At 67.9% G+C, this 22,709-nt stretch carries 24 protein-coding genes, 1 pseudogene and 1 riboswitch; of the genes and pseudogenes, 10 read left to right on the top strand and 15 right to left on the bottom strand.

Features of this window, described 5'->3' with window-relative positions; translation table 11 throughout:
• Positions 1–41: 41 nt before the first annotated feature.
• The 3 genes from ABZ909_RS13815 to dacB all read right to left on the bottom strand — a co-directional run bounded on the left by ABZ909_RS13815 (position 42) and on the right by dacB (position 3,697).
• Positions 42–1,055, bottom strand: a complete 1,014-nt coding sequence (locus ABZ909_RS13815) for a tRNA lysidine(34) synthetase TilS (protein WP_356999231.1) — start codon at positions 1,053–1,055, stop codon at positions 42–44.
• Between the two features lie 94 nt (positions 1,056–1,149).
• Positions 1,150–2,223 (bottom strand): zinc-dependent metalloprotease, encoded by a 1,074-nt coding sequence (locus ABZ909_RS13810; protein WP_356998630.1) that lies wholly within the window; start codon positions 2,221–2,223, stop codon positions 1,150–1,152.
• A 13-nt stretch (positions 2,224–2,236) separates the two neighbouring features.
• Entirely contained in the window at positions 2,237–3,697 is a 1,461-nt protein-coding gene (gene dacB, locus ABZ909_RS13805) for a D-alanyl-D-alanine carboxypeptidase/D-alanyl-D-alanine-endopeptidase (protein WP_356998628.1), read from the bottom strand.
• A gap of 219 nt (positions 3,698–3,916) precedes the next feature.
• Here dacB and ppa point away from each other — a divergent pair, with 219 nt between their 5' ends.
• On the top strand, positions 3,917–4,408 hold the full coding sequence (gene ppa / locus ABZ909_RS13800; protein ID WP_356998626.1) for an inorganic diphosphatase: 492 nt from the start codon (positions 3,917–3,919) through the stop codon (positions 4,406–4,408).
• Between the two features lie 64 nt (positions 4,409–4,472).
• Here ppa and ABZ909_RS13795 read toward each other — a convergent pair whose 3' ends face one another.
• Positions 4,473–6,128, bottom strand: coding sequence for an MDR family MFS transporter (locus tag ABZ909_RS13795; RefSeq protein ID WP_356998624.1), 1,656 nt, complete (start codon positions 6,126–6,128; stop codon positions 4,473–4,475).
• Between the two features lie 128 nt (positions 6,129–6,256).
• Entirely contained in the window at positions 6,257–7,078 is an 822-nt protein-coding gene (locus ABZ909_RS13790; RefSeq protein ID WP_356998621.1) for a crotonase/enoyl-CoA hydratase family protein, read from the bottom strand.
• A 146-nt stretch (positions 7,079–7,224) separates the two neighbouring features.
• On the opposite strand from ABZ909_RS13790, the gene ABZ909_RS13785 reads away from it, so the two are divergent.
• The 3 genes from ABZ909_RS13785 (at position 7,225) to ABZ909_RS13775 (ending at position 8,684) form a co-directional block, all read left to right on the top strand.
• The gene (locus tag ABZ909_RS13785) at positions 7,225–7,545 is read left to right on the top strand and encodes a 2-oxo-4-hydroxy-4-carboxy-5-ureidoimidazoline decarboxylase (RefSeq protein ID WP_356998619.1); all 321 of its coding nucleotides are present in this window, start codon (positions 7,225–7,227) and stop codon (positions 7,543–7,545) included.
• A gap of 40 nt (positions 7,546–7,585) precedes the next feature.
• Positions 7,586–8,059 (top strand): YbaK/EbsC family protein, encoded by a 474-nt coding sequence (locus ABZ909_RS13780; protein WP_356998617.1) that lies wholly within the window; start codon positions 7,586–7,588, stop codon positions 8,057–8,059.
• Between the two features lie 76 nt (positions 8,060–8,135).
• A complete protein-coding gene (locus tag ABZ909_RS13775; RefSeq protein WP_356998615.1) occupies positions 8,136–8,684 on the top strand; it encodes a flavin reductase family protein in 549 nt (182 codons plus the stop codon).
• 1 nt (position 8,685) lies between these two features.
• Here ABZ909_RS13775 and ABZ909_RS13770 read toward each other — a convergent pair whose 3' ends face one another.
• Both ABZ909_RS13770 and ABZ909_RS13765 read right to left on the bottom strand, forming a co-directional pair.
• Entirely contained in the window at positions 8,686–9,324 is a 639-nt protein-coding gene (locus ABZ909_RS13770; protein WP_356998612.1) for a LysE family translocator, read from the bottom strand.
• A gap of 152 nt (positions 9,325–9,476) precedes the next feature.
• Positions 9,477–10,136 (bottom strand): biliverdin-producing heme oxygenase, encoded by a 660-nt coding sequence (locus tag ABZ909_RS13765; protein WP_356998609.1) that lies wholly within the window; start codon positions 10,134–10,136, stop codon positions 9,477–9,479.
• A gap of 342 nt (positions 10,137–10,478) precedes the next feature.
• Here ABZ909_RS13765 and ABZ909_RS13760 point away from each other — a divergent pair.
• From ABZ909_RS13760 to ABZ909_RS13750, 3 genes and pseudogenes are all read left to right on the top strand, one after another.
• Positions 10,479–10,547 (top strand): annotated as a pseudogene (locus tag ABZ909_RS13760) (hypothetical protein); the annotation flags it as partial.
• A gap of 13 nt (positions 10,548–10,560) precedes the next feature.
• Entirely contained in the window at positions 10,561–10,887 is a 327-nt protein-coding gene (locus ABZ909_RS13755; RefSeq protein ID WP_356999280.1) for a hypothetical protein, read from the top strand.
• A 64-nt stretch (positions 10,888–10,951) separates the two neighbouring features.
• A riboswitch (SAM riboswitch) is annotated at positions 10,952–11,064 on the top strand.
• A gap of 55 nt (positions 11,065–11,119) precedes the next feature.
• Positions 11,120–12,433, top strand: coding sequence for an aminotransferase class V-fold PLP-dependent enzyme (locus ABZ909_RS13750; protein WP_356998607.1), 1,314 nt, complete (start codon positions 11,120–11,122; stop codon positions 12,431–12,433).
• Positions 12,434–12,449: 16 nt separating this feature from the next.
• Here ABZ909_RS13750 and ABZ909_RS13745 read toward each other — a convergent pair whose 3' ends face one another.
• Together ABZ909_RS13745 and ABZ909_RS13740 are read right to left on the bottom strand one after the other, a co-directional pair.
• Positions 12,450–12,638 carry a hypothetical protein gene (locus ABZ909_RS13745; RefSeq protein ID WP_356998604.1) on the bottom strand — a complete coding sequence of 63 codons (189 nt, stop codon included), beginning with the start codon at positions 12,636–12,638 and terminating at the stop codon, positions 12,450–12,452.
• Positions 12,639–12,656: 18 nt separating this feature from the next.
• Positions 12,657–13,115 (bottom strand): DUF2752 domain-containing protein, encoded by a 459-nt coding sequence (locus ABZ909_RS13740; RefSeq protein ID WP_356999228.1) that lies wholly within the window; start codon positions 13,113–13,115, stop codon positions 12,657–12,659.
• A 121-nt stretch (positions 13,116–13,236) separates the two neighbouring features.
• Here ABZ909_RS13740 and ABZ909_RS13735 point away from each other — a divergent pair, with 121 nt between their 5' ends.
• Complete coding sequence (locus ABZ909_RS13735; RefSeq protein WP_356998601.1) at positions 13,237–13,671, top strand: hypothetical protein; 435 nt, start codon at positions 13,237–13,239, stop codon at positions 13,669–13,671.
• A 69-nt stretch (positions 13,672–13,740) separates the two neighbouring features.
• Here ABZ909_RS13735 and ABZ909_RS13730 read toward each other — a convergent pair whose 3' ends face one another.
• A complete protein-coding gene (locus tag ABZ909_RS13730) occupies positions 13,741–14,370 on the bottom strand; it encodes a TetR family transcriptional regulator (protein WP_356998598.1) in 630 nt (209 codons plus the stop codon).
• Positions 14,371–14,520: 150 nt separating this feature from the next.
• Between ABZ909_RS13730 and ABZ909_RS13725 the strand changes: the two genes are divergently transcribed.
• The gene (locus tag ABZ909_RS13725) at positions 14,521–15,309 is read left to right on the top strand and encodes an SDR family oxidoreductase (protein ID WP_356998596.1); all 789 of its coding nucleotides are present in this window, start codon (positions 14,521–14,523) and stop codon (positions 15,307–15,309) included.
• A gap of 25 nt (positions 15,310–15,334) precedes the next feature.
• Positions 15,335–16,399 carry a diacylglycerol kinase gene (locus tag ABZ909_RS13720; protein ID WP_356998594.1) on the top strand — a complete coding sequence of 355 codons (1,065 nt, stop codon included), beginning with the start codon at positions 15,335–15,337 and terminating at the stop codon, positions 16,397–16,399.
• Between the two features lie 94 nt (positions 16,400–16,493).
• Here ABZ909_RS13720 and ABZ909_RS13715 read toward each other — a convergent pair whose 3' ends face one another.
• The 5 genes from ABZ909_RS13715 to ABZ909_RS13695 are packed head-to-tail and all read right to left on the bottom strand — an operon-like array spanning position 16,494 to position 22,631.
• Complete coding sequence (locus tag ABZ909_RS13715) at positions 16,494–16,991, bottom strand: nucleoside deaminase (RefSeq protein ID WP_356998592.1); 498 nt, start codon at positions 16,989–16,991, stop codon at positions 16,494–16,496.
• A complete protein-coding gene (locus tag ABZ909_RS13710; RefSeq protein ID WP_356998591.1) occupies positions 16,991–18,076 on the bottom strand; it encodes a hypothetical protein in 1,086 nt (361 codons plus the stop codon). The genes ABZ909_RS13715 and ABZ909_RS13710 overlap by 1 nt, the downstream gene beginning before the upstream one ends.
• A gap of 18 nt (positions 18,077–18,094) precedes the next feature.
• Complete coding sequence (locus ABZ909_RS13705) at positions 18,095–19,060, bottom strand: antibiotic biosynthesis monooxygenase (protein WP_356998589.1); 966 nt, start codon at positions 19,058–19,060, stop codon at positions 18,095–18,097.
• A 15-nt stretch (positions 19,061–19,075) separates the two neighbouring features.
• Positions 19,076–21,793 carry a molybdopterin-dependent oxidoreductase gene (locus tag ABZ909_RS13700; RefSeq protein WP_356998588.1) on the bottom strand — a complete coding sequence of 906 codons (2,718 nt, stop codon included), beginning with the start codon at positions 21,791–21,793 and terminating at the stop codon, positions 19,076–19,078.
• Between the two features lie 16 nt (positions 21,794–21,809).
• Positions 21,810–22,631, bottom strand: coding sequence for an FAD binding domain-containing protein (locus ABZ909_RS13695; protein ID WP_356998586.1), 822 nt, complete (start codon positions 22,629–22,631; stop codon positions 21,810–21,812).
• Between the last annotated feature and the right edge of the window lie 78 nt (positions 22,632–22,709).

Raw genomic sequence — 22,709 nt, 5'->3', positions numbered from 1 at the left:
TCTGCTGGTTTCCCTTCAGTGATGGCGACCCGAATCCGGGTTTACTCCGAACCGAGTATGAGCCTGCCATGTTCACGCGCGGCAACCAACCTCGTCCCACTGGGCGAACCGCCCACCGCGACCCCGCCCTGCCCCCGCCATCGCGTGACCAGCGCCTCGACCGCACGTAAATTGCTGTCCGTCAATGATTTTGCGCCACGCTCGAGCAACCATTCGCGGATGACGCGACGGCGGACCGCGGGCGCGGCAGTGGCGAGTATCTCGATTCGCAGCCCGTCACCGTCCCGGGCGACTGCCAGCAACTCTCCGGCGAGCGCATCCAGCACCTCCCCGTCCTCCCGCAGGTGCGCTGCCGTGCGCGCGAGCGCGGCGGCGACGCCGCCGCCGAGCACGTCCTCGAGCAGAGGCAGCACTTCGTGTCGCAGGCGTACCCGGGTGAATTCCGGCGCGCTGTTGTGCGGGTCTTCCCAGGGCGTGATCCCGAGATCCGCGCACAGTTCGCGAGCGACACTCCGCCGCACCCCCAGCAGCGGCCGCCCCCACGGCGCATCGAATTCCGGCATCCCCCGAATGGACCGCGCCCCCGACCCACGCCCCAGCCCGAGCAGCACCGTTTCGGCCTGATCGTCCAGCGTGTGCCCGAGCAGCACCGGCAATCCCTGCCGCGCCTCGTCCAGCGCCGCGTACCGGGCGCGCCGGGCCGCCGCTTCCGGACCACCCGGGTACCTGGCCTTGCCCGCGCGGTCGCTGAGGCCCACAGGGCCGATGTCCGAGTTGCGATCGGCGGTGTCGAGACCCTGCCCGGCGCGCTCGACCACCACGGTCAGTACCCGCGCCGACCGGCAGCCCAGCCGCGACGCCAGCGCGGCCGCCGCCGCGGCCACCTCCGCCGACCCCGGCTGCAAACCGTGATCCACCGTCAGGGCGTCCACCACATCCGCCTCCGCACAGGCGGCGGCCGTCAGCGCGACCGAATCCGCCCCACCGGACAGGGCCACGGCGACCACGCCGTCGGGTGCGTACCGTCCCAGCCATTCCCGCACGGCGTGCCGCATCTCCAGTGCGGCAGGCGTCTCGGGCAGCCGGGGCCGATCGTTCACGCCCTGATCGTCGCACGCGGGCCCGGGGACACGGTGCGGCGGCAACGGCTCAGCCGAGAACGCGGGTGACCCAGCGCTGCGGTTCGCCGATTTCGTCTGTGCGGGGCAGGGTTTCGGGGTCGCTCCAGATGGTGTTGAACCGCGCCATGCCGACGGTGTCGACGACCTCGTCGACGAAGGCCTTGCCGCGCACGTACTGGGCGACCTTGGCGTCCATGCCGAGCAGTGCCCGCAGCAGCCGCTGGATGGGGTTGGCGGGGCGCTTGCGGCGCTGATCGAAGGCAGCGCGGATGCGGGCGACCGAGGGCACCACGGCGGGTCCGACAGCGTCCATGACGTGGTCCGCGTGGCCCTCCAGCAGCGTGCCGAGCATGAGCAGGCGGTCGAGGGCTTCGCGTTGCGGTGCGGCCTGGGTGGCGCGCAGCAGCCCGATGACGCCGCCGGCCGGGTCGTCGCCGCCGCGGCGGCGCTCCTTCACCGCGTCGGCGAGCCGGGCCAGCATGTCGGTGAGGGGCTCGTCGCCCGCCTCACCGAGCACCTCGACATTGCGGCGCATATAGCCGGCGATCCAAGGGGCGGAAGAGAATTGGACACGGTGGGTGACCTCGTGCAGGCACACCCAGAGCCGGAAGTCGCTGGGCTGCACGCCGAGTGCGCGTTCCACCGCCATGATGTTGGGCGCGACCAGCAGCAGCGTGCCCTCGGGCCCGGTGAACGGGTCGTACTGGCCGAGGATGGCCGTCGACAGGAACGCCAGCATGGCCCCGGCCTGCAGTCCGGCCGGTTTGCCGACGAGTTTGCCCTTCTCCCCGGGTTCCACGCCGCTGCCGGTGAGCTGGGCCATGGATTCGGCGGCGGCGTGGATCCAGCCGGGCCGGTCCACGATCAGCGCGTCCGGTACCACCGACCCGTCGTCGAGGCCGCTGACCTCGCGGACCGGGCCCTCGGCACGGACCGAGGCGGCGGCGAGTTCGGCGACCGCGTGTTCGGCCGAGTAGCGGGATGTCCGCGGCCCGGCGGGCACCAGCGCGGCGCCGGTGCGGGCGGCCACGTTCCAGTCCACGACACCGGTCAGGGTGGTCCGGGTGCGAGCAGGGGCCACAGGGTTTTCGGATCCGGTCATGTTCATCCACCCGTCAGGAGCAGCCACAGTTGCGCAGTGCGTTGGCGACGGCATCCAGCGCGGGTCGGCTCACCTCCGGCGGCCGATCGTTCGACATCAAGGCGAACGTCAGGACCCGTCCGTCGCGGTCCAGCACATAACCCACCAACGCACTCGAGACGGACAGAGTTCCGGTTTTGGCCCGGATCCACCCCGCCCCGTCGCGATCCCGGTCGACATAGCGGGTCGCCAGCGAGCCGGTGCCTCCCGCCACCGGCAGGAAGTCCAGCAGCGGCGCGAGCGGGGAGCCTGTGGTGGTGGCCGCGGCCGGGTCCGCGGTCGAATTGCCTTGCGGCCCAGCGCCGTTGGGCAGCGCGGCCACGGTCAGCACCCGGTTGAGCAGGCGCGGGGGGATGTGGTCGTCGGTAGAAAGTCCGCTGTTGTCGGCCATTTTCAGGCCGGTCAGATCGAATCCGGCTGCCTGCAGCACGGTCGTCATGGCGGTCACCGCGCCCGTGAACGAGGCTTCCTGCCCGCTCGCCACCGCGATCTCGCGGCCGATGGCCTCGGCCAGCACATTGTCGGAGTGCACCATGGCCTGCAGCATGCGTTCCCGCAGCGGCGCGGACTGCACGGCGGCCAGCTGGTTCGCGCCGGCCGGGGCGGTGCCCGGCTTCACCTTGGCGGGATCGACGCCCAGTTCGGTGGCCAGCTTCCGGCCCGCGTCGAGGGCGGGAGTCGGTGTGCGGGGCGAATATTCGACCAGCGGATCCAGGCGGCCGCCGTCGATCATGACCGGGTCCAGCGGCGCGATGGAGCCGCCCGCGATATCGGCGTTGTCCCAGCCGGACGCGAAGTTCGGGCCCGCGTAGGCGGAGGTGTCGACCAGGATGGAGTCCACCCGCTGCCCGGCGCTCTTGATCTGCGCGACCAGGTCCTGCAGCCGGGGCGCGTCCGGGTAGTAGCCCTTGCCGTCCGGCTGCGCGGTGATGGTCGGGTCACCGCCGCCGACCAGCACGATCTCACCGGGAGCCGAGCCGGTCACCACCTTCGTGGTGATCCGGTGATCATCGGGCAGGGCGAGCAGTCCGGCCGCGGTGGTGAGGATCTTGGCGGTGGAGGACGGGATCATGCCCTTGTCCGGGTCCATGGTCCACAGCACCTTGCCGGTGTCCCCGTCGGAGACCGAGGCGGCGAAGATCCCGAGATCCGGATTGCCGACCACCGGTCCGAGCGCGGCGGCCAGCCCGTTCGCGGAGGCGGCGGGTGCGGTGACCGGGGCGGGCGCGACCTGCGGGATCGGCTTCACTGGCGGAGGCGGATCGGCGATCGTCAACCCCCCGTGCCGGAATTCCTCCGTCCACGGCTTCAGGATCACCGCCACCGCTCCGGCCGCCACCACGACGATGACCAGCAGCAATGACACCACGATCCAGGTTCTGCGCCGCCGTTTGGCCTCCAGACCACCGATGTTCTGCTTGTTCCGACCAAACACCTGCCGCTGTCTCCTGTATCTGATTGCGCCGCCTTCGGCGTCGCAGGTTCGCGGCCCGGCGGTTCCGCACTCCTCCGCTCAGTCGCTGCGCTCCGTCGCTCCAGAACCGAGCCGGGCCGCGAACTGCCCCGCATTCACACACTATCCTCGTTGCGCAGTCGTTCCCTTGAACGAGCTGGCGAGTCGGCAGCCATACCGCCCACCGAAAAAGGAGATGACGTGGAGTTCGACGTCACGATCGAGATCCCCCGGGGTCAGCGCAACAAGTACGAGGTCGATCACGAGACCGGACGCGTTCGGCTGGACCGCTACCTGTACACGCCGATGATGTACCCGGCCGACTACGGCTACATCGAGAACACCCTCGGCGGCGACGGCGATCCGCTGGATTGCATGGTGTTGCTGCCCGAGCCCGTGTTCCCGGGTGTGCTGGTCGAGGCCCGCCCCGTCGGCGTGCTCATCATGAGCGACGAGGCCGGCACCGACGAGAAGCTCGTGGCGGTGCCCGCCGGCGACAAGCGGTGGGCCCACATCCAGGACGTCGAGGACATCCCGGAGTTCCAGCGCAAGGAGATCGCGCACTTCTTCGAGCGCTACAAGGACCTGGAGCCCGGCAAGTGGGTCAAGGTCGAGGGCTGGGAAGGCCGCGAGAAGGCCGAGAAGCTGGTCGACGAGGCCTACGCTCGCCTGAAGGAGCAGGGCGGCCACTGAGCTCCCGATGACGAGGGGCGGCGCGGATTCCGCGCCGCCCCTTTCGTTTTCCCGAATCCCCGTCCTACTCGGCAGTGGCCGCGAGCCCGGCGGTCGTGCGCAGCGGGACTTCCTTCCAGAAGACCACCAGCACGAACGCCAGCAAGGTGACGGCGGACGTGGTCAGGAAGACCGTCGACAGCGATTCCGCGAATCCGACCTTGAACGGGTGTGCGAGTACGGGATCGAGCTTCTGGATCACCGAGCTGTCGTTCAGCACCCCCTGCGCGGCAGAGGTGTCGTGGTTCAGAAACCCTTGCGACAGTGCCATATCCGCGGGATTCCCGTCGTGCGCCCCGGCGGCGATGGCGTCCTGGAACTTGCGGTCCCTGCCCGCGTCCATCAGCTGTGCGCGGATATTGGGCCCGAGTCGATCGAACAGGATCGACAGGAACACCGCGGCGCCGAGGGTGCCGCCGATCTGCCGGAAGAAGGTGGCGGCGGCCGTGGAGACACCCATGTCCTTGGGCGGCAACGCATTCTGCAGCGCCACGATGAGCGGCTGCATGAGATTGCCGAGCCCGAAGCCCACGCACAGCATGAACAGCACCACGATCCAGTACGCCGTATCGGCCTTCAGGTAGTGCAGCAGGAACAACCCGATGGTGATCATGGCCGAGCCCAGCAGTGTGTATACGCGGTAGTGCCCGGTGCGCGAGATCAATTGCCCCGACACCACCGAGCCGATCATCATGCCCAGCACCATGGGGATCATCTGCAGCCCGCCCAGCATCGGGCTCGCACCCCGGTCGGCCTGCAAATACTGTGGCAGCAGCAGGATTCCGCCGAACATGCCCGCGCCCACCACGAACGAGATGACCACGCCGAGCGCGAAGGTGCGGTTGGCGAAGATGCGCAGCGGGACGAGCGCGGCCTCCCCCAGCGCGGCTTCCACCAGGATGAAGGCGATCACCCCGAGCGCGCCGATCAGGTAGCAGATGATGGATCGCGCACTGCTCCAACCCCATTCGCGCCCCTGCTGGGCCACAATGAGCAGCGGGCTCATGGCGATGATGAGGGCCAGCGCGCCCCAGTAGTCCACGCGGTCACGGGATTTCTCGCGTGGCGGCAGGCGCAGCACCCGGGTCACCACGGCCAGGGTGAACAGGCCGATGGGCACGTTCACCAGGAACACCCAGCGCCAGCCCGCGATCCCGAGAATGCTGTGCTGTCCCGCGAACAGCCCGCCCAGCACCGGCCCGATCACACTCGAGGTGCCGAACACGGCCAGGAAATACCCTTGGTACCTGGATCTTTCGCGCGGGCTCACGATATCGCCCACGATGGTCAGCGCCAGCGACATGAGCCCGCCCGCGCCCAGCCCCTGCAGCGCCCGGAAGGCGGCCAGCTCGTACATGGACTGCGCGAAGGTGCACAGCAGTGAGCCGGTCACGAAGATGGTGATCGAGGCGAGGTAGAAGGGCTTGCGCCCGTACATGTCCGAGAGCTTGCCGTACAGCGGGGTGGCCAGGGTGGCGGTGATCAGATACGCGGTGGTCGCCCAGGCCTGCAGCGAATACCCGTTCAGATCGTCGGCGATGGTGCGGATGGCGGTGGACACGATGGTCTGATCGAGCGCCGCGAGCAGGATGCCCAGCAGCAGGCCGCTGAGGATCACCAGTATTTCGCGATGAGTGAAGCCGCCCTCACCGGTCGACTCGCTCACCTCGGATGTAGCCATGGCCAAACCTCCGGTCCCCCGCCCAAAACGATAGGCCGGGAACCGGAGGCATGGAGTCCTTTTCCGGGACGGAACCCCTCGAGCCATAGGGGTTTCAGGGGCGCGGCCCCTGGTAGCTACGAGAGTTGTTATTTCCCCTTGAACTCCGGGGGGCGCTTCTCGAAGACCGCCTGGATGGCCTCGGTGAGGTCCTCGGACGGCAGGAACGCCGAGTTCCAGGCCGACACGTAGCGGAGGCCGTCGGCGATCTTGCTGCGCTTGGGCTGGTCGAGCACGTCCTTGATGCCCTGCACCACCAGCGGCGGGTTGGCGGCGATCTCGCGCGCCATGGCGTGGGCGGCGTCCAGCACGGCCTGCTGGTCGGCGTACACGTCGTTGATCAGGCCGATCTTCTCGGCGCGGGCCGCGTCGATGTCCTTGCCGGTGTAGGCGAGCTCGCGCACGTGCCCCTCGCCGATGATCCCCGGCAGCCGGTGCAGCGAGCCGATGTCGGCGACGATGGCCACCTTGGCCTCGCGCAGGCTGAACTTGGCGTCGGCGCTGGCCAGGCGGACATCCGCGGCGGCGATGAGGTCCAGGCCGCCGCCGATGCACCAGCCGGAGATCGCCGCGATGACCGGCTTGACGCAGTCGGCGACCGCGGTGACCGAGTCCTGCATGCTGCGCACGTGCTTGAGGAAGTCGGTGCGCGGCCCGGCGAGCGCCTTGTCGGCCAGCAGCGGCCCGAACAGCGGGCTCATGGCCGGCAGGTCCAGGCCGTAGGAGAAGTGCTTGCCGGATCCGGTGAGCACGATGGCGCGGATGTCCGGGTCGGCGTCGAGTTCGCTGAAGATCAGCGGCAGCTCGCGCCAGAAGTCGGGGCCCATGGCATTGCCCTTGCCGGGACCGGTGAGCGTCACCTGGGCGATGTGGTCCTTGCTTTCGACCTCGAAAGCCTTCCATTCGGTCATCGGTCCAGCGTATCGGGGGTGCCGGGGGCGTGTCGGGCCGGTGTAAATCCTGTGCTAAATCTGCTGCGTCGCAGTGTCTTCGGAGCGCTTTCCGGCGGACGATTAGCGGGTCCGCACAACTCGCCCGTCCCGTGTGTGAGGTCTGGATGTTGATGCATCACGGAATCGGCCTCGACCGCTTCAATACGCTCCCCCGCCGCCGCGCGATTCATGCCCTGTACGAATGCTGCTGCAATGTCACCTGGGCCCAGAAGATCGCCGACGGCCGCCCGTACCCCGGCCACGCCGCACTCCAGACGGCCGCCGCGGCGGAGCTGCACGCCCTGTCCGCGATCGACCTGGAAAGGGTCTTCGATTCCTGTGCGCACCAGCGGGTTTCGCAGCGCACCGTCGAGGATCTGGCCCCGATCGTGCGCGACCGCCTCACCGAGTTGCTGGGCCCGGAGGAGGGCTATCCCGACTATTGATCCCCGGCACATCCACTGCAATCGCTCTACCCTGGTTGCCATGCGCAGGTCCCTGCCACCGGTCGCGTCGAAGGTCTCCGACACCTTGATCGCGCGCGGCCATCACGGGGTGATCATCACCCAGCCCAGTCCCACCCACACCGCGCAGGAAGCCGCCGACGCGCTCGGCGTGACCGTCGGGGCGATCACCAAATCGCTGGTCTTCCTGCTCGACGACGATCCGGTGCTGCTGCTGGTGTCCGGTGCGCACCAGGTGCATCTGAGCCGCACCGGGGAGCGCCTCGAGGGCACGCTCTCCCGGGCGCCCGCGGCCATGGTCCGCGAGGTGACCGGGCAGCCCATCGGGGGTGTCGCCCCGCTCGGGCATCCCACCAATCTGCCGACCTACGTCGACACGGCATTGTCGCGGTATCAGGAGCTGTGGGCCGCGGGCGGGCATCCGAACACGCTGTTCCGCACCACCTTCGGGGAATTGGTCCGGATCACCGCGGGCCTGGCCATCGACGTGGACTGAGCATCGCCACCGGCGCGGACTGAGCGATTTCTTACAGGGTGGAATAACCGAGCGCTCGACCACGTAGTTTCGTGACGTGAGCGATTCCCCGACGCCCGGCACCGAGCTACACGTGCCCGACGATCTCAGCGGCATTACCGCGCAGCAGTACCGCGCGGCCATGCGGCACTATCCGGCCGGGGTCACCATCGTCACGCTCGAGTCCGACCAGGGTCCGGTGGGTTTCACGGCCACCTCGTTCGCCTCGCTCTCCGCGCAGCCGCCGCTCATCTCGTTCAATATCGCCGAGACCTCCTCCAGCATCGAGGCCATACTGCGGGCCGAATCGCTGGTTGTGCATTTCCTCGGTGAGCATCAGAAGCACCTGGCCCAACGGTTCAGCCGGACCGCCGAGGAGCGTTTTACCGACCGGTCCCTGTGGACGACGCTCGGCACCGGCGAACCTGTCCTGCACGGCACCCCCATCTGGGTCCGCGCCACGGTCCATCAGCTCCTCCCGATCGGCGACCACACCCTGGTCATCGGCCTGGTCACCCAGGTGCACGACAACACCGAGAACTCACCCGCGGTCGGCCCACTGGTGTACTACAACGGCGCGTACCACCGCGCCGAGATCGCCGACTGACTCAGGCCGCGGCCGAGGCCGCCGTGCCGATACCCAGCGCCGCCAGGATCGCCGCGCTCGCCTGCTCCAGTCGCACCCGGACACGCGGCCGCCGCAGCAACTCCACCGCCCGCGCGGCCGCCACCGCCAGCAGGATCATTTCGATTGCCGCGACACTGGATTCGATGGCCCCGAGCGTGAGCGTGTTGAGGAATGTCACCTGGGTCAGGAACTGCGGCAGCACCGCGAGGTAGAACAATCCCACCTTCGGATTGAAGACACACGACAGCAATCCGGCAGCGAACGCCGAGCGCAGGGACGCGGACTTACCCTGCGCCACCGCGACATCCGTCTCGCCGGTCGCCGCGCCCGGCCCGCGCCGATGCGCCAGCAGCGCCCGGACGCCCAGGTACACCAGGTAGACTCCGCCGATCACCTTGAGCGTGCGATATGCGGTCGCCGACTGCTCCAGCAGTGCCGCGACCCCGGCCGCGACCACCGTGGCCCACACGATCCCGCCGAACGCCGAGCCCACCGCGGCCGCGATTCCGGGTCGCGATCCGGTCATCGAGAATCGCAGTACCAGAAAGGTATCCGGCCCCGGCGTGAGCGCGAGCAGCACACACAACCCCACGAAACTCAGTAGCAGCGGAAAACTCATGCCCTCCATGGCAACCCATCACCGCAGTGCGGCGCAAGGGTGAGATCGCTGACCCTGCCCCCACGAACAGGGCCGACGACACGGCGCGGGAATGACGAAGGCCGCCGCCCCTGTCGATCAACGGGGGTCGGCGGCCTTCGGGGTTGCGGGTTTCAGTTCCGCGCGCTGAACTCCGCACCCAGCTCACGGAACAGGTCGGTGTTCATCGTGAACGCCAGTCGCGCCTCGTCGAGTACGCGATCGACCTCGGGGCCGTCGAGGGGAAGCTGGTCGAGGGCCACGCGGTAATCGCGCTTGAACGCGGCCGGGTTGGCGATGTCCTCGAAGACGTAGAACCGCACGCCGTCGCCCTTCTTGGGCAGGTTCCACAGCTTCTCGGCGGTCCCGCGAATGACCTGGCCGCCGGAGAGATCGCCCAGGTAGCGAGTGTAGTGGTGGACGACGTACCCGGCCGGCCAATCACCCGCGCACTCCTCGATGCGGGCGGCGTAGGAGGCGGTGGCGGGCAGCGCGGTCAGTTCATCGCGCCAGTTCGCGCCGCCGAGGTGGGCCAGATCGGCCTCCAGCGAGGCCAGCCGCGCCAGTTCGGGCTTGACGAACGGACCCGCAACCGGATCGGAAGCCAGTGCGGCGGAGTGCTTTTCGAGGGCCGCGTAGACGAACCAGAGCTGAGCGGTGTACCGGTAGAAGGCCTCGACCCCGAGCTGCCCGCCGAGCATGTCGCGCATGAACGTGGAGTGCTCCGCCTCGTTGTGCTGCTGCTCGGTCGCGGTGCGAATGAGCGTCGAGAACGGGGTGCTGGTCTCCAACATGGTCGGGCTCCTCGTGGTCAACTCGGGGGCACCCCACTTTGGCTACCCTAACTTCAACTCCGAACCATACGCCCCAGCAACGATCGCGCGATTCGAACTTTGCGGCCCACTCGATCCAACTTTCGGACGATTTTTCCGAAGCAGGTGTGCCGTTCGCCACACCCGCTCAGGCCGTTGCAGCTGGTGCACGGTCTCCCGCAGTGCGGTGGCGGCCCGGGCGAAGTAGTCGAACAGCACCTCGAGCTGCTGCGGCCCGTGATCGGCGAACATCTCCGCCATCCGCGTCCGCCGCGGCGCGAGGACGGCCGAAGGCCGCGCACCCGGCGCTGGCTGCGCGGAGCGATGAACCGGCAGGATCCCGGCATCTGGAACAGCGCCTGCCGCAAACGGTACTTCGACGAGCGGACCGCAGCCGTCCTCCGCGATGGCGCCGCAGCCCTGGCCGTGCCCGGCGCGGGCCTCGACACTCGCGGGCCTCAGCCTGATCTTCAGCTACATCCGACAGGGCTTTCTCGACGGTTCGAACCTCGACGGATGCGACGCGGCCTACCGTAGATTCGTTGCCGGGCAAGGTATCTGGCGCTTCAGTCGGCACCGCGGCGTGGTGGCCGGACTGCTCGCCGAATACGGCTGGCGCGAACTCGAACAGGTCGGCGGCGCGGAATACGCCGAACGCTTTCTCACGCCCGCCGACCGGGGTGGCGAGCGGGTTCCGGACCTCGAACGATGCGTCTGGGCCGAGAAGATCTGACCCCGCCACGCCGAGCCGGTCAAGGTTGACAAGCCCTCGACGCGTCTGCCAATCTCAGCAATCAGGTCATGAGTACCAGCGCGGAGCCCCGGCTTGCTGGTCGGCAACCCTCCGCCGCGGTGGGGTGCTCCGGGTGACGACCGGGCCGAGCCCGACCGGGCGCGGCAAGCGCGGGCTCTCGATCGATTCCGGTTTCCCGATCGCGTGTCCATGAACCCGACGGGATTTCGTGATGACTGCTTCCGCCGACCGGACCTGTGCCGCCCTCGCCTCCGTCTCCGGCTGTGACCTGCGGGTTCCGCTGGTTCAGGGCGGGACGGCCGGCTACGCCAACTTCGACTACGCCGCCAGCGCACCCGCATTGCAGCAGGTCACCGACCGGGTCACGGACCTGCTGCCCTACTACGCCAGCGTGCACCGTGGCGCGGGTTACGCCTCCCGGGTCTCCACCGACTGCTACGAGTCGGCCCGAAGTTCGGTCGCCCGTTTCCTGAACGCGGCCGACGACCAGGTGGTGGTCTTCACCCGCAACACCACGGACTCACTGAACCTGCTCGCCGCCTGCGTGCCCGGGGACACCGTGGTGCTGGACGTCGAGCACCACGCCAACCTGCTGCCCTGGACCCGGCGCGGCCGCCGGGTGGTTCCGGTCGAGGACACCATCGAGGAGACCATCCAGCGCCTGGTCGCCGAGCTGTGCTCGAAACCCGCTGCGCTGCTGGCGGTTACGGGCGCCTCCAATGTGACCGGCGAACTGCTGCCCCTGGAGCGGCTGGCCTGGATCGCCCACCAGTGCGGCACCCGCATCCTGGTGGACGCCGCCCAGCTGGCCCCGCATCGCCGAATCGACCTGCGCACCACCGGCATCGACTACCTGGCCTTCTCCGGTCACAAGACCTACGCCCCGTTCGGCTCGGGCGTGCTGGTCGGCCGCCGGGACTGGCTGGACGCGGCCGCGCCCTACCTGGCGGGCGGCGGCGCGGTGCGCTCGGTGAGCACCGACAGCGTCGAATGGGCCCCCGCCCCGCAGCGCCACGAGGCCGGCTCCCCGAACGTACTGGGTGTGGCCGCGCTGGCCGCGGCCTGCGACGCGCTCGCCGAGTTGGACGAGACCACCGTGATCGAGCACGAGCAGTACCTCACCCATCGCCTGCGCTACGGCCTGAAAACCGTTCCGGGCGTGAACTTCCTGCGGATCTGGCGCGACAGCACCGACGCGGTCGGCATTGTCGCCTTCACCGTCGACGGCTTCGAGCCCGGCCAGGTGGCCGCCTACCTCTCCGCCGAGCACGGCATCGGGGTACGCGACGGCCGCTTCTGCGCCCACCCACTGCTGTCCCGTCTCGGTGTCGATGCCGCCCTGCGCGCCAGCATCGGCCTGGGCACCACCGCCGCCGACGTCGACCGCCTCGTCGACGCCATCGCGACCCTGGTGGCGCACGGCCCGGCCTGGGATTACGCCCGCACCGAAGGACATTGGAACCCGGTCCCCGAGACCCGCCCCTTCGGCAGTTCGGCCGAGGGCGGGGCTGCCTGCGGTTTCTGAACCGGCCGGGAAACGGTCAGGGCACCATGTAGCGGGCCGCGAGCACTTCGACGAGTGGATCGTCCTCGGCCACCGCGTCGAGCGCGTCGAGGTCGTCCTGGACGGAGAGCTGCCGGGTGTCCTCCTGATCGGGGTCCGGCGGCCCATCCTCCTCGAGCTGCCGGATCAGCTTCTGCCGCACGCGTTCCTTCAGCGAATCGCTCATACCCTGAGCATGCCCCGCCTAAACGGGCGCGATCCAACTACCCCACGGTGTGTTCCGCACAACCGTGAAGACCAGGAGAAATGCCAGGGCCACCCACACCGCGTACCGGGGCAGCACCTGCGGTAGTCGCGGCGGCACCGGATTGCCCCGCCACCCGCGCACCACCCAGGCGCCCCACCAGGCGATGAAGCCCAGTGTCAACGGGAGCAGAAGCACATTGCTGTGGATGGCGTCGAGGATCCGACCATCGGTGAGGTTGTGCAGCCCGCGCAACCCGCCGCAGCCGGGGCACCAGTATCCGGTCAGTTCGTAGAACGGGCATACCCCGTAGGCCCCCTGCACATGCGGATCCCGGAAGTGCAGCAGCGCCAGCCCGCCCGCCACCGCCCCACCGGTCAGCAGCGGTAGCCCGAGGCCGAGCCACCGCGGCCGGGCGGGCGTTTCCATGACTGCTGCTGCCGTGGTGTCCACGACCATCAACGGTAGCCGCACCACCACCGCCCTGCCAGGTCGCACCGAACTTCGCACCCGGGAGAAGTCGAGCGCGCTCGGGTATGCTGCCCCGGCAATCGTTTTCGAATTCGGGGGAATTCCACTCATGTCACAGCCACAAGGTGGCGGCAGGGCACGCGGCGCGATCGCCGTGGCCGGCGCCATCGCCGTGATCATTGCCATCAGGGTCAGCGTCAACCTCGTCGACCGGGCGTTCGGCCTCATCGGCCTGCTGGCCGTCATTCTCATCAGCGGCGGCGTCTGGTTCGCGCTCAGGAGGAAGCGGGAGAACGAGCAGGCCGCCGCGCCGGGCTACGTCGCGCCGGGCGGAGCCCAGGGGTTCGCGCCGCAGGGCTATCCCGCTCCGCAACCCCAGCAGGGCTACCCCGCGCCGAACCAGCCGGGCTATGCCCCGCAGCCGTCGAATTTGTATGCGCCGCAGGGCTATCCGCCACCGTCCGGCGGCTACCAGCAGCCGGGCCAGCCGCAGCAGGGCAGCTACCAGCAGCCGCCGAACTACCCGCAGCCCCACCAGCGCTAGTCCACGGCGCTCGGTTTCCGAACGGCCCGTATCGGATTCGATTCGGGGCGGGCCGTTCGCGTTGCGGTGTCAGCGAATCGGCGCGCGCTCCACCACCGGCGCGGTGAGCACCCCCGCGAGCATGTCCACGATCTCGCCCCACGCCGCCACGTCCCCGGAGGCCACCCGTCCGGCCTCCACGGCCCGCTCGTGGTCGGCCAGCAATGCGAACAGCACGGTCGGCAATGCGCGTAACCGCCGCAGCCGCAACCGTTTCGGCAGGTCGGTGAGTTCCCGCTCCAGCTGCTGCATGATCACCCGCACCGAGGTGCGCCGCGCGGATTCCAGATTGGCCACGTCGGTGACGGCCCGATGGGTGTGGATCTGTTCGAGGAACCGCGCGTAGTGATTGATGCCGTGCCGGTCGCTCAGCTCGAGCATGGGAATGACCAGTGCCTCCAGCAGGTCGTGCACGCCGGTCGCGCTCGTTCCGGCCTGTTCGGCCAGCAGTTCCAGCCGCCGCACCTCCAGGGTGGCCAGCCGGTGTTCGACCACGGCCTCGATGAGCCCGTCGCGGGAGCCGAAGTGGTATTGGATCGCCGAGTTGTTCCGCTGTCCCGCGGCCGCCGCGATATCGCGCAGCGGCACCGCCTGCCCACGCTCGGCGATCAGCTGTTCCGCCGCGAGAATGATGCGCTCGCGCGCTTCTGTCACTGCCATTCGGACACCATCATTGCCACCTGTCGATCCTTGCCACAGTCTGCACCATAGCCGTTCACCAGCGGATAAAGAACTTGTCCTTGACGATTAAGAACAAATGCTTAAGGCTGCTTGTGACTGTCGTCACCCCCAGAAGGGACTGAATTCGCGATGATCCTGGATACCTTCCGACTGGACGGCCGCGTCGCCGTCGTGACCGGCGCGGGCCGCGGCATCGGCGCCGCGACCGCGCTCGCCCTCGCCGAAGCCGGTGCGGACGTGGCCATCTCGGCCCGCACCGCCGCCCAGCTCGACGAGGTGGCGGGCAAGATCCACGCGCTCGGCCGCCGCGCCATCACGGTGCCCGCGGACCTGTCGGATCTTTCCGCCGTCACCGCGCTGGCCGAAACCGCCGCCGCCGAACTCGGCCGCATCGACATCGTGGTCAACAATGTCGGCGGCACCATGCCCAATACCTTCCTCACCACCACCCCCGAATTCCTCGAGGAGGCATTCCGTTTCAATGTCTCCACCGCGCACGCCCTCACCCAGGCCGCGGTGCCGCACATGCTGAAGAACGACGGCGGCTCGGTCGTCAATATCTCCTCGATGATGGGCCGCTCCCCCGGCCGCGGCTTCCTCGCCTACGGCACCGCCAAGGCCGCCCTCGCGCACTGGACCCGGCTGGCCGCCGCCGACCTGTCCCCCCGCATCCGGGTGAACGCCATCGCGGTCGGCTCGGTGCTCACCTCCGCCCTGGAAGTCGTTGCGCAGCAACCGGAGATCAAGAAGCAGATGGAGGACGCCACCCCGCTGCACCGGCTCGGCGAGCCCTGGGAGATCGCCGCCGCCATCGTGTACCTGAGCTCCCGCGCGGGCGGCTACATCACCGGCAAGGTGCTCGAGGTGGACGGCGGCATCGCCGCCCCCAACCTGGACCTCCCCATCCCCGACCTGTAATCCGCCGCGCCGCAGGAGTTTTCCCATGAAATACCGTGTAGTCCAGTGGAGCACCGGCAATGTCGGCCGCCGTACCCTGCGCTCCATCATCGCCCGCCCCGAACTCGACCTGGTCGGCGTCTGGGTCTCCAGCGCTGCCAAGGCCGGCAAGGATGCGGGCGAGCTGGCCGGTCTCGACCGCGAGATCGGCGTCACCGCAACCCAGGACGCCGAGGCGCTCCTGGCTCTGAAGCCCGACTGCATCGTCCACACCGCCATGGCCGACGACCGCCTGATGGAGGCGGTGGAGGATCTGAAGACCTTCCTCCGCGCCGGCATCAATGTCGTCTCCAGCAGCCCTGTCTTCCTGCAGTTCCCCTACGGCACTCTCCCCGACGAGGCCATCGCGCCGATCGTGGAGGCGGCCAACGAGGGCGGCGCCTCCCTGTGGGTCAACGGCATCGACCCCGGCTGGGCCAATGACTGGCTGCCGCTGCTGCTGTCCAGCGGCTCCGAGCGCATCGACAAGATCATCTGCTCGGAGATCATGGACTACTCCACCTACGACAATCCCAAGGTCCTGTTCGACATCATGGGCTTCGGCAGCGCGCTCGACGAGCTGCCGCTGCTGCTCCAGCCCGGCGTCCTCACCCTCGCCTGGGGCAGTGTCATCCGCCAGCTGGCCGCCGCCCTCGACATCGAACTCGATACCGTCACACAGCATTTCGAGCGCCTCCCCGCACCCGGACCGCTGACGGTCGGCAGCCGCACCATCGCCGAGGGCACCGCGGCGGCGCTCCGATTCCAGGTGCACGGCATCAGCGCCGGCCGCGAGGTCCTCACCCTCGAACACGTCACTCGCCTGCACCCCGAACTCGCCCCCGACTGGCCCCAACCGGCCGGAAAGGGTTGCTACCGGGTCGAAGTGAAGGGCGAACCCGACTACCTCCTCGACCTCCAGCTCTACAGCAACGGCGATCATGCCGAGGCCGGCGTCGTCGGCACCGCTGCCCGCCTGGTCAGCGCCATCCCCGCCGTGGTCCAATCCCGCCCCGGCCTGTTGACCGCCATGGATCTCCCCCTGACCACCGGCCGCGGCCTGGTCTCCTGATCCCCCAACGACTGAAGGTGAGGACCGACAACGGTCCTCACCTTTTCCTTCGAGCCGCCTGGTGGAGGTCATCGTGCACAGCCGGCCGCCGCTGTCATGACGGTTGATCGCCGCTATTGCGTTCCCGAAAGAGCTTGTATACCGCGACGGCGTCATCGCGCGGCTGGTAGCGCATGGGCAGACGCCGCCGGTCCCAGGGCTTGGCAAGCTCACCATAGAAAGTGCTGGGTTCGAAGTACTTGTCGTTCCCGCCGGCCAGATACGGCGCGCAATCCTCGCGGGTGACCAGAAAGACGACCTGATCGGGCGCGCAGTGATACAGCGCCGCCAGACACATCGGGCACGGATGGGCGATGGCGTACACCGTGCATCCGGTCAGGTACTCCGTACCGAGCTTCCGGCACGCTTCGCGGATGGCGCGAATCTCCGCGTGATCGGTCGGGTCGTGGGTCGCCGGGACGCAATTCCTGCCTTCGGCGAGGATTTCACCGTCCTTGACGATGACGGTCCCGAACGGCAGCCCGCCCTCGGCGACGCTGGTGCGAGCGATCTCGATGGTGCGCTGCGCGAAATCCCTCGTCGAATCCGGCATCAGCCGACCGATCCCGGGCGGATCACCGCGCCCGCCGCGACGTCTTCCATCCGCGCCGGGCCGGTTCCCTTGGCCGGGTCCGTCTTCCACGGCCAATCGTTGGAATGGAACGGCGCCAGGGTCGGCAGCAATGCTTCCTTGCCCCGTTCGGCCATCTCCCGCTCGATTGCCGCCCGGCCGCCGCCGCCGAGCAGTTCGACGTCCATGAGGAAGTAGTCGCGGAAGAAAACCATGCCCAGAGAACGGTCGGCGACGATGCGGCCGAGCACGTCGAGCATCTTCTCGGGGGTGGTCTCGAATTCCGGTGTCTCGACGAGCAGCAACCGATCACCCATCGTCTCGGTGCCCATGAACTGGACGAGAATGCTGTACAGGATGTTGTTCTGCCGTGCGATGTACAGCGAATTACTGACCGCGTAGGTGCGCTCCCAGTCCGTGCCGAGTTGCTCCTTCCACCCTTCGATGACGTTCATCCAGTGGCCCACCTGTGCGCCCGAGCCGATGCCGATCGACTTGGCCGAATACGGTACGACGCAGCGGATGTACGTCTCGACTTCGTCGTAGCTGTAACCGCCCTGTGCGAGGCACTCGTCCATGAAGGTCAGATTGCGTTGCAGAATCGCGCGGAGGACGGAGCGGTCGTCATCGGAGATATCCAGGGCATCAAGGCCTTCGAGGGCCGGTCTATGCTGCGCCCGGTACATCTCGAGCGGAGCTCGCCACAGCTGATTCGCGTACGCATCGGACAGGTACGGTGAGACGATCTCGTAGATGGCCATGGTGCTGTGGCCTACCGACTTGGCCAGCTGGTACACGATCGGCACCGGCGGCGCGTATTCGGGCTCCCGGCCAGGCCGGTAGAGGATCATCTGCCCGCCTTCACCGGTGAACAGCGCCAGAATGATGGGCACCTGGTCGCGCATGTTCTGCTTGAATTTCGTCAGGGATGTTTCGTAGAGCTGCAGCATGGACTCGTTCAGCGCGCGGACCGCGTGCTCGGCGACGGTGCGCGCACTCGCGGGCGGCTCGTCGGCGACGACCGGGCGCATGAATTCCGGGACTGCGTGGCCATTGGATTCGGCCATAATGATCACTCCTCCTTCTCACGGCAACTTCCAGAACACGACGGTCACCAGCCAGAACACCACCGCCCAGAACACCATCACCGCGGCGATCAGCAGGGCGCCCCGCATATTGGTCGCCGTGATCGGCGCATCAGGGTCCGGGTGCAGCCAGCGTTCGAGCAACGGATTCACATAGAACGGCATCGTCACGAAGGTCATGACGAAGCTGGACAACAGGTTTCCGATCATCATGCCCAGCCACAGCGGGAGCCTCGCCGACGCCAGCGCCAAGGTGAGCAGCACGACAGTCGGATACAGGCCGACCCACACCGCGATCGACGTCTTCGTCCGCGACGGCGCCCGGCGCCCATGCTCGTCGAACGCGAACCAGCTGCCGAACGAGTTGTCGATCGTGCGCAATCGAAAGTCGCTGAACCGCTTCCCTTCGTCGAGCAGTTGCCGGCGCTCGGCCGAGGTCAGCCACCCGTCCAGGTCAGCGGCGGTGTCGTAGCGGTAGAGCATGGTCCACTCGTCCTGCACGCCCTCGATCGGCCGGAAGATCTCGGCACCCCGGAAGCCCGGAAACTTGTTCTCCGCCAGCCGAAGTCGCTCCTGCCAGGCCAGGAACTCGTCGATGTGCTCAGGCGGGACCCGATGGGTGACCACTGCCGTGACGAGGGCGTCGGGGGACGCGGCACCGCCCGTCACGATCTGCTGCGTGGGTGCGCCGTCGAGGTAGCGCCGCCCTTCGGCGAGCCGGTCCTGACGCGTGGCGCTGTTGATCCACGCGCGCAGATTCGGGATCGAGTCGAAGCGGTAGATCACCGACCATTGCGGCTGCAGGGCTGTCGGCGGGTTGACCTCGGCGGCGATGAATCCCGGATAGCGCGACGCCATGCTGTTCAGCCCGTGCTGCCAGGACAGGAAAGCCTTTTCGCAGCCGGGCCGGACCGTTTCGCCGATGATGACGGTGGCGGCGTTGATGGCCGACTGCTCGCGGGTCATCGATGTCTCCGGTACTCAGCCGGTCGAGGTCGACCGGACCGGCCACAGGGACCTGGCGATTCGGTCGGGAGTGAGCGGCAGCTCGCGACATCGGATGCCGGTCGCGTCGTATACCGCGTTCGCCAGCGCCGGTGCGACCGGGTTGATGCAGCACTCGGCAATCCCCTTGGACCGCACCGGGCCCACCGAGTCGGTCGAGCCGACCAGAATCACTTCGGTGCGCGGAGCGTCGGCGTAGGTCGGTATTCGGTAGTTGCGCAGCGTCGGATTGGTCATGACGCCGTTTCCGTCGACAAGATAGTTCTCGGTCAGCACGAAGCCGAGGCCTTGGGTCACACCGCCTTCGATCTGACCGCGCACCTGTGCGGGATTGATGACCACCCCGGCGTCGGTGGCCTGCACGCTGTAGAGGATGCGGATCTCGCCGGTCACGCGATGCACCGCGACTCGGAAAGCCTGCGTGTTGTACGCGAGGCTGCGCGGCGAGCCGTACGCCTTGCGCGATTCGGTCAACCGCGCACCCCGGCGGCGGGCGGCCACTGCCAATTCGGTCAATGCGACGCGAGTGTCGCCACAGCGCACAGCATCGTCATCCATGGCGCACGATGCCAAATCCACCCCGGTATGCGTAGCGGCGAAGCGTAGAACCCGGTCGCGCAACGCGGCGGCCGTCCGCTGCACCGCATTACCGGCGACGAACAGCCCCGCGCTCGCGAATGCTCCGGTGTCGAAACCGGTGTGGTCGGTGTCGGACTGCACGAGCCGGATCCGTGCCGGAGTGGTGCCCAGCTCGGCCGCGGCGATCTGAACGTGGGCCGTCGGTGTACCCTCACCGAATTCCACAGTGCCCACGGCGATCTCATAGATTCCGTCGTCGCCGAGGGTGGCCAGCCCGACCGATACGTGTTCGGTCGGCGGTGCGGTTTCGTGCATCGACGTGGCTGTGCCGGTGCCGATCTGCCAGTCCTCCCCCAGCGCCTGCCCGTCGGGATGGGCACGCAGAGCGGCGTCGACCCGGTCGATGCACGCGGCCAGTCCGTCCTCCGTGAACGCTACGTCGTTGGCCTCGTCCTCGATCGACAGCAACGCATCACCGGGCCGAACGATGTTGCGGCGGCGCAACTCCAGCGGATCCATGCCGAGGGCGACGGCCAGCTCATGCATTGCCGACTCCACCGCGAATACCGGCTGAGTCATGCCGTAACCGCGCAGTGCGCCGCTGGGCACGGTGTTGGTGTAGACCGAATAGCCGTCGAATTTCTTGTTGGGACAACGGTACATCGCAATCGCGCCGCCTCCGGCGAACAACGTCTCGCCGGCGTGGTTACCGTAGGCACCGGTATTGGAGATATTCCGGAACTCGAAGGCAGTCAGTGTTCCGTCGGACCGCGCCCCCAGTTTCACCGTGATCTTCATCGGATGTCTCGGTGAAGCAGTGGTGAACTCCTCCTCGCGAGTGTATTCCAGACACGTCGGGCGGCCGGTGTCCAGCGTTGCCAGCGCCACGAGATCTTCGCTGATCACTTCCTGCTTACCGCCGAAGGCGCCGCCGACGCGCTTGCAGAACACCCGAATCTGATCGGGATGCAGGTCGAACAGGTGGGCCAGCTTCCCCTTGGCGATCCAAGGCGATTGCGAACTGGTCCGCACATGCAGCCGTCCCGCTTCCATCCAGGCGATCGATCCGTGCGTCTCCAAATGGGCATGCTGCACCCGCGGTGAGAAGTACGTACCTTCGTGAACGACGTCGGCTTCGGCGAATCCCTCTGCGACATCCCCTATTTCGCCGTGCAACTCGACGAGGATGTTGTGCACCGGATCCTGCACGAACGGGTCGTCGGATCCATGCAGCTGCGGCGCACCGGATTGCATCGCCTGCTCGGGATCGAACACCGCCCGCAGCACCTCGTACTCGACGGCGACCTTGCGACAGCCCTCTTCTGCGGCGCCGATCGATTCGGCAAGCACCGCGACCACCCGTTGGCCGACGAAGCGCACCACGTTGTCCAGGATGTAGGTGTCGTCGGGGTCGACGAGATGATCCGTGTGGATCGCGGTGGAGAACAGCCTCCGGGGCACGTCTTCCCACGTGTACACGCGGTGCACTCCGGGCACGGCCAGCGCCGCCGACTTGTCGACGGAGACGATGCGCGCATGCGCATGGGGTGAATGCAGCACCTTCAGGTGGAGCATGCCAGGCAGCTCGGTGTCCATCGTGTACTCGGCGCGGCCGGTCACCACGTCGGCCCCGGCCGGCGTACCGACACTGGTTCCGATCGCCCGGCCCGGTGCGGCGACTTCGATGGCAGCCACGCCGTTGATCGCATCCTCGATTGCCCGATAGCCGGTGCAGCGGCACAGGTTTCCTTTCAACGCGCGCGGCAGGTCCTGCTTCTGTTCGTCGGTCAGGGCGGATGCCGTCATGATCATGCCGGCTGTGCAGAAGCCGCACTGGAATCCCGGAGCCTCGAGAAACTGCCGCTGCATCGGGTGCATGTCCTCGGGCGAACCGAGCCCCTCGATTGTCGTGACCTCATGCCCGTCGGCACGGAACGCCGGCGTAATGCAACTGTGCACCGGACGACCGTCGAGCCAGACCGTGCATGCGCCGCAATCACCGGCGTCGCACCCCTTTTTCACCCCGAACCAGCCCAGGTGACGCAGAAAGGTCCGCAGGCACTGACCGGGTTGCGGCTCTTGGGAGAACGTCTTCCCGTTGACGATATAGCTCATCGCAAGCCTCCGAATTTCACCGCAAGCCTCCGAGTTCGATCCGGATTTCTTCGGCGTAGTGCTTCGCCAGGTGCTTGCGATGACCCGGTGTGCCATTGGGGTCGGCGAACCAGACATCGGTATGTATCGCATCGATGTGGTCCTGCAGGGTGTCGGCGTCGGGCACGGTGTCGAACCGCAGCACAACCGGGTGCGTGGTACCCGCCGTGATGGTGAGCAACAGGTCATGGGCGCCCGGCGTCTGGGTCCCGACCATGAATATTGTGGAACGGCCGAGCTTGGTCAGCGTGAATCGACGGTGCGTGTGGCGCTTGCGCAGAGCGTCACCGGGAATGTGCACGCTTCGCAGGATTTCCCCGGGCCACAACGCATTTCGATGGTTGCCGAGGACGAAATCCGTCGCCGCGATCGTTCTCTCGGTTCCGTCCGCGGCCCACACGCGATAGGTCGCCCCCAGCGCCACGGTCAGGGTGATCATCGGTCCGGCCGGCAGGGACATGCAGATATTGCCGCCCACCGTCGCGGCATTCCATATCTTGAACGACGCCAGGAAGGCCTCGCAGCTGGTGCGCAGCAAGCTACCGGCCGGCCAGCCGCCCGGCGGTACGAACTCGGACAGCTCCCCGATCGTGCACGTCGCGCCGATCTCGAGGCCCTCGCCATCGGCCACCAGGTGGGGCCAGCCGAGTTGGGTGAGGTCGAGCAGCCGGTGGACGTTCGGCTGCGGCTCGGAGAACAGCCACGTACCACCGGCCAGCCACGCATCTCCGCTGTGCCAATCCGCACCCGGCCGACCGGAGGGCGGGCGGATGACGTCGACGACGGTGTTCAGATCCATACGAGTCCTCCGCCGACACGCCGTTAGGCGTCGCTGAACAGACTGACCGTAGAGTTCCGGTTCGATTCTGGGAACTTT

Origin of the sequence: Nocardia sp. NPDC046763, assembly GCF_040645495.1 — a bacterium.
Taxonomy (GTDB): Bacteria; Actinomycetota; Actinomycetes; order Mycobacteriales; family Mycobacteriaceae; genus Nocardia.
The sequence above is the reverse complement of the archived record's forward strand: the minus strand, read 5'-3'. Positions and strand labels throughout refer to the sequence as shown.

Bases quoted from the DNA above. Each gene is read 5' to 3' on its own strand.
- ABZ909_RS13750 (WP_356998607.1), top strand. From the start codon at position 11,120: ATGACTGCTTCCGCCGACCGGACCTGTGCCGCCCTCGCCTCCGTCTCC.
- ABZ909_RS13810 (WP_356998630.1), bottom strand. From the start codon at position 2,223: ATGACCGGATCCGAAAACCCTGTGGCCCCTGCTCGCACCCGGACCACC.
- ABZ909_RS13730 (WP_356998598.1), bottom strand. From the start codon at position 14,370: ATGGCAGTGACAGAAGCGCGCGAGCGCATCATTCTCGCGGCGGAACAG.
- ABZ909_RS13725 (WP_356998596.1), top strand. From the start codon at position 14,521: ATGATCCTGGATACCTTCCGACTGGACGGCCGCGTCGCCGTCGTGACC.
- ABZ909_RS13710 (WP_356998591.1), bottom strand. From the start codon at position 18,076: ATGGCCGAATCCAATGGCCACGCAGTCCCGGAATTCATGCGCCCGGTC.
- ABZ909_RS13755 (WP_356999280.1), top strand. From the start codon at position 10,561: ATGGCGCCGCAGCCCTGGCCGTGCCCGGCGCGGGCCTCGACACTCGCG.
- ABZ909_RS13765 (WP_356998609.1), bottom strand. From the start codon at position 10,136: ATGTTGGAGACCAGCACCCCGTTCTCGACGCTCATTCGCACCGCGACC.
- ABZ909_RS13790 (WP_356998621.1), bottom strand. From the start codon at position 7,078: ATGACCGAATGGAAGGCTTTCGAGGTCGAAAGCAAGGACCACATCGCC.
- ABZ909_RS13740 (WP_356999228.1), bottom strand. From the start codon at position 13,115: ATGGTCGTGGACACCACGGCAGCAGCAGTCATGGAAACGCCCGCCCGG.
- ABZ909_RS13715 (WP_356998592.1), bottom strand. From the start codon at position 16,991: ATGCCGGATTCGACGAGGGATTTCGCGCAGCGCACCATCGAGATCGCT.
- ABZ909_RS13735 (WP_356998601.1), top strand. From the start codon at position 13,237: ATGTCACAGCCACAAGGTGGCGGCAGGGCACGCGGCGCGATCGCCGTG.
- ABZ909_RS13795 (WP_356998624.1), bottom strand. From the start codon at position 6,128: ATGGCTACATCCGAGGTGAGCGAGTCGACCGGTGAGGGCGGCTTCACT.
- ABZ909_RS13815 (WP_356999231.1), bottom strand. From the start codon at position 1,055: ATGCGGCACGCCGTGCGGGAATGGCTGGGACGGTACGCACCCGACGGC.
- ABZ909_RS13785 (WP_356998619.1), top strand. From the start codon at position 7,225: ATGTTGATGCATCACGGAATCGGCCTCGACCGCTTCAATACGCTCCCC.
- ABZ909_RS13695 (WP_356998586.1), bottom strand. From the start codon at position 22,631: ATGGATCTGAACACCGTCGTCGACGTCATCCGCCCGCCCTCCGGTCGG.
- ABZ909_RS13700 (WP_356998588.1), bottom strand. From the start codon at position 21,793: ATGAGCTATATCGTCAACGGGAAGACGTTCTCCCAAGAGCCGCAACCC.
- ABZ909_RS13745 (WP_356998604.1), bottom strand. From the start codon at position 12,638: ATGAGCGATTCGCTGAAGGAACGCGTGCGGCAGAAGCTGATCCGGCAG.
- ABZ909_RS13705 (WP_356998589.1), bottom strand. From the start codon at position 19,060: ATGACCCGCGAGCAGTCGGCCATCAACGCCGCCACCGTCATCATCGGC.
- ABZ909_RS13770 (WP_356998612.1), bottom strand. From the start codon at position 9,324: ATGAGTTTTCCGCTGCTACTGAGTTTCGTGGGGTTGTGTGTGCTGCTC.
- ABZ909_RS13780 (WP_356998617.1), top strand. From the start codon at position 7,586: ATGCGCAGGTCCCTGCCACCGGTCGCGTCGAAGGTCTCCGACACCTTG.
- ABZ909_RS13720 (WP_356998594.1), top strand. From the start codon at position 15,335: ATGAAATACCGTGTAGTCCAGTGGAGCACCGGCAATGTCGGCCGCCGT.